Below are 1,242 nucleotides of genomic sequence, written 5' to 3' on the forward strand. Positions count from 1 at the left end.
TTGATATATGGATCATTGAAAAACGCTGACTTTAGTTTGATCCAAAAGAATTGCTTCTCAGACATGTTCAACCTCCTTTGAATGAAACTTCCTGCGAATGTTATCTCGAAGCTTCAAAACAAAATTTTCATCATCTAGTCCCGTGTAACCAAGTTGGTCAAAAATCACCCGATGTACTGCAACCATATTTTCTACAGACATCCCAGCAACCGCGCTAAAGACCGTTAGATGCATAGCAAATTGTTGTTCGTCCCATCCCATAGTTGCAATAACTCCAGCGGGATTAGCAATAATCGTGTTCAATGCCTCTTCGGCGCTCTCTTTAGTCATTGTCATTTCGAAGCCTCCTTACTGGTGTAGCAAATCTGTACTGTATCAATAATTTGATCAATTAGTTCTTCATTAAAAGATAGCTTAGTAATCTGAGAATTAATCAAAAACAATAGTGATACGATGTTATTGCTATCCATCCCTGCGTTGTGGGCTTTATCAACCACGGCTGATAAATACCTAATTCTATCTCCATGCAATACACGAAGAGAATAGATAGGCCATGAAACCAAAAGACTCAATGCATGATCATATTCATTCATGTAGGTATTACCATTAGTCATATTACATTCCTCCAAAGGCGATATTCGACAACTTGTCTGCAGTCGCAACCGCATGATCCATAATTAGCTGTTTCAAGAATTTTGGTTGTCTATTTGTCAACCAAACGTCAACCACATCACGAATTACGTGTTGCCTAAACTCTTGATAGGTCATAAGCTCATGTGCATCAACGCTTAACCAGAGTTCGATAAATGGTAATGTGATGCTGATATATGATCGCAATAAGGGATGCATCAACGATTTACTAGCTTTTGAATACACTTTCAAATTTTCGACTACATCGGATATGAATAACGCATCCATCTCGATATGTTTTACTTTTGCTTCAACAACCATTCGTCTAACTCCTTCACGTTATATAGTGTTTTAACAATTCCGTACTCATCCAAAGAGTGCTTTTTAATCACGCCCTTATCTACCAAGGCAACAAATGTGTTATTTGATAATCGGACATATTTAACTGCTTCTTTCTGGAGTAGCCACGGACTTTGAATAGTTAGTCGATCAATGGCATCAATCAATTTGTGTATTGCTCCGTTTAGCGCCACAAAAGGCGCCCAATCTGCTATACTATGCATATAGATACCTACTTTCTATCGATGAGGGTTGATTGATTTAGGTTTAGGC

General features: G+C 38.2%; 4 protein-coding genes. All 4 read right to left on the reverse strand.

Annotated elements, in window-relative coordinates:
* Positions 1-57: 57 nt before the first annotated feature.
* Genes ESZ50_RS09010 through ESZ50_RS09025 form a run of 4 tightly spaced genes read right to left on the reverse strand, consistent with a single transcriptional unit; the run spans position 58 to position 1,193 of the window.
* Entirely contained in the window at positions 58-336 is a 279-nt protein-coding gene (locus ESZ50_RS09010; RefSeq protein ID WP_148623238.1) for a hypothetical protein, read from the reverse strand.
* Positions 333-614, reverse strand: a complete 282-nt coding sequence (locus ESZ50_RS09015; protein ID WP_148623239.1) for a hypothetical protein — start codon at positions 612-614, stop codon at positions 333-335. The genes ESZ50_RS09010 and ESZ50_RS09015 overlap by 4 nt, the downstream gene beginning before the upstream one ends.
* 1 nt (position 615) lies before the next feature.
* The gene (locus ESZ50_RS09020) at positions 616-951 is read right to left on the reverse strand and encodes a hypothetical protein (protein ID WP_148623240.1); all 336 of its coding nucleotides are present in this window, start codon (positions 949-951) and stop codon (positions 616-618) included.
* Positions 930-1,193, reverse strand: a complete 264-nt coding sequence (locus ESZ50_RS09025) for a helix-turn-helix domain-containing protein (protein ID WP_148623241.1) — start codon at positions 1,191-1,193, stop codon at positions 930-932. Before ESZ50_RS09025 ends, ESZ50_RS09020 begins: the two co-directional genes overlap by 22 nt.
* Between the last annotated feature and the right edge of the window lie 49 nt (positions 1,194-1,242).

It is taken from the genome of Weissella muntiaci, from assembly GCF_008107635.1.
Lineage (GTDB): Bacteria > Bacillota > Bacilli > Lactobacillales > Lactobacillaceae > Weissella > Weissella muntiaci.